Annotated in this window: 1 protein-coding gene and 1 pseudogene; one reads left to right on the top strand and one right to left on the bottom strand. The window is 70.3% G+C overall.

Features of this window, described 5'->3' with window-relative positions; genetic code table 11:
* Nucleotides 1–438, bottom strand: a pseudogene (locus ACFY3U_RS20605) (hypothetical protein); the annotation flags it as partial.
* Between the two features lie 561 nt (nt 439–999).
* Between ACFY3U_RS20605 and ACFY3U_RS20610 the strand changes: the two are divergent.
* Nucleotides 1,000–2,814: a glycoside hydrolase family 6 protein gene (locus ACFY3U_RS20610; RefSeq protein WP_387203894.1), complete on the top strand. Its 1,815-nt coding sequence runs from the start codon at nt 1,000–1,002 to the stop codon at nt 2,812–2,814.
* The last annotated feature ends 192 nt before the right edge of the window (nt 2,815–3,006 follow it).

Genomic DNA, 3,006 nt, shown 5'->3' on the forward strand with positions numbered 1-3,006 from the left:
CGTGCCGTGTTCGTCCTTGCCCTGCTCTTCGCCCTTGCCGTGTTCGTCCTTGCCCTGCTCTTCGCCCTTGCCGTGTTCGTCCTTGCCCTGCTCTTCGCCCTTGCCGTGTTCGTCCTTGCCCTGCTCTTCGCCCTGGCCTTCCTCGTCGCCCTTCCAGGCGCCGCTGTCCTCGCCCTTGTCCTCGCGGGCGGGCTTCAGGTCGACCTTGCCGGTGACCTTGGACCAGACGTAGGCGTGCTCCTGCGGTTCCGGGCAGATCTCGAGGAGCTTGACCTCGTCGCCGGGCTTGACGACGTGGGGCTTGGCGATGACCTTGCCGTCCCGGTCCTCGCCGTCGTGGTGGCCGTCCGCGAACGCGATCCCTGGCGTGAACACCAGGAGGGACGCGCCGCCGAGGGCGGCACCCGCGACGACCTTCCCGAGCATCTTCTTAGCCATGACCTGCGTCACTCCATCCCTGTTGTCCTGAGCCCGACGTCAGTCGAGCTATCGCCGACGTTAGTCCGTTTCGCGTCTTATCCGGGGAAAGATTCGTGTTTTAGAGTTTGCGGGTTATCGCGGCTTTATGGGTGCTAGTCCTGATCTGTCGCACTGCGGGGTGCGCGCGCGCTTGCTGCCCGCCCGGTCGGTCTCGGCCGCCGGGCGACTCCTGGCGCGTCCGGGCCCGCCGGGTCCGATCGCCCGATCCGGGTTTGCATCCGGCACATTGCCGGCAGGTATCGAGGCATTGCCATGGAAGCGCTCCCATGCAAGAATCACTGCACGCGGTTCGGGGAGCCACACCGCGCCGGTCGATCGTCGAGGGCATCCGGCACCACGCCGGGCGACATCCACCGCGGGCCGGCCCTTGCCGGTCACCCCACCACCACCAGCACCACCGCCCGTCCGGGTCGGGCAGCACCCTCGAGCATCCCGAGGCACCGCGGTCGTCCGCAGGACGTCCTCGGCGCCGTTCCCCGGGCCGTACGCGGACCCGTCTCGCCCAAGGAGTTCAGTGGCATGAATCTGTGGAGAAGTGTGTCCGGCCGACGCCGGGCGTTCGCCCTCACCGGCGCGAGCGTCCTGGTGGCGGGTGGACTGGTCACCATCCCGGTCACGGCGGCGCAGGCCGCGACCCAGTGCAGCGTCGACTACACCACCAACGACTGGCCGGGTGGCTTCACCGGCACGGTGACCATCAAGAACCTCGGCGACCCGGTGAGTTCGTGGAACCTGGGCTTCGCCTTCCCGAGCACCAGCCAGCGGCTGCAGCAGGGCTGGTCGGGCATCTGGTCCCAGAGCGGCCAGAACGTCACCGCGAAGAACGAGTCCTACAACGGCTCGCTCGGCACCGGGGCCAGCACCACGATCGGGTTCAACGCCTCGTGGAGCGGCAGCAACCCGAAGCCGACCTCGTTCACCCTGAACGGCGTGGTCTGCAACGGCAGCACCCCGACCACCCCGCCGCCCACCACGCCGCCGCCGACGACGCCGCCCCCCACGACGCCGCCGCCCACCACGCCGCCTCCGACCACCCCGCCCCCCACGACGCCGCCGCCCACCACCCCGCCGCCCGGCACCAAGGTGGACAACCCCTACCTCGGGGTGAAGGGGTACGTGAACCCGGAGTGGAAGGCCAAGGCGGACGCCGAGCCCGGCGGCAGCCGGGTCTCGAACAACCCGACCGCCGTCTGGCTGGACCGGATCGCCGCGATCAACGGCACCACCGGCAGCAGCTCCAACGGCTCGATGGGCGTGCGTGACCACCTGGACAAGGCGCTCGCCCAGGGCGCCGGCTACATCCAGTTCGTCATCTACAACCTGCCCGGCCGGGACTGCGCCGCGCTCGCCTCCAACGGTGAGCTGGGCCCGAACGACCTGCCGCGGTACAAGGCCGAGTACATCGACCCGATCGCCGCGATCCAGGCCGACCCGAAGTACGCCAGCCTGCGGATCGTCAACATCATCGAGATCGACTCGCTGCCGAACCTGGTGACCAACACCTCCGGCAACCCGGGCGGCACCGCGGCGTGCGACACGGTCAAGGCCAACGGCGCGTACGTCAACGGCGTGGGCTACGCCCTGTCCAAGCTGGGCCCGATCGGCAACGTCTACAACTACATCGACGCCGGCCACCACGGCTGGCTCGGTTGGGACAGCAACTTCGGCCCGACCGCCGACATCCTGAAGACCGCGGCCACCGCCTCCGGCAGCACGGTGAACAACGTGCACGGCTTCATCGTCAACACCGCCAACTACTCGTCGCTGCGTGAGCCGTACATCAAGATCACCGACTCGGTGAACGGGCAGACCGTCCGGCAGTCCAAGTGGATCGACTGGAACCAGTACGTGGACGAGCTGTCGTTCGCCCAGGGCTTCCGCAACAAGCTGGTCTCGGTCGGCTTCAACAGCAACATCGGCATGCTGATCGACACCTCCCGCAACGGCTGGGGCGGCACCGCCCGGCCCACCGGCCCGGGCGCGACGACCAGCGTGGACACCTACGTCAACGGCGGCCGAATCGACCGGCGGATCCACGCCGGCAACTGGTGCAACCAGGCCGGCGCCGGCCTCGGCGAGCGGCCGCAGGCCGCGCCGGAGCCGGGCATCGACGCGTACGTCTGGGTGAAGCCTCCGGGTGAGTCGGACGGCTCCAGCAGCCTGATCCCGAACAACGAGGGCAAGGGCTTCGACCGGATGTGCGACCCGACCTACACCGGCAACGCCCGCAACGGCAACAGCCTGAGCGGCGCCCTGCCCAACGCGCCGATCTCCGGCGCCTGGTTCTCGGCGCAGTTCCAGGAGCTCATGAAGAACGCCTACCCGGCGCTCTAGGCCGGCACGCCCTTCCTGGCAGCCGGCAGGACCACCTGCCGCGACAGGAGTGAGGCACTGCCGCGGCAGGTTCCCCCGGGGCCCCCCCGCCCCCCCCGCCCCCCCCGGGGGGGGGGGGCCCCCCCCCCCCCCCCCCCCCCCCCCCCCGCCGCGGCCCCCCCCCCCGCCCCCCCGGGGCCGGGGCCCGCATAA

The organism is Micromonospora sp. NPDC000089, from assembly GCF_042899365.1.
In the GTDB taxonomy this organism is placed as follows: domain Bacteria; phylum Actinomycetota; class Actinomycetes; order Mycobacteriales; family Micromonosporaceae; genus Micromonospora.

What these genes read in the sequence shown, in the direction of transcription:
- ACFY3U_RS20610 (WP_387203894.1), top strand. Translation starts at nt 1,000, where the DNA reads ATGAATCTGTGGAGAAGTGTGTCCGGCCGACGCCGGGCGTTCGCCCTC.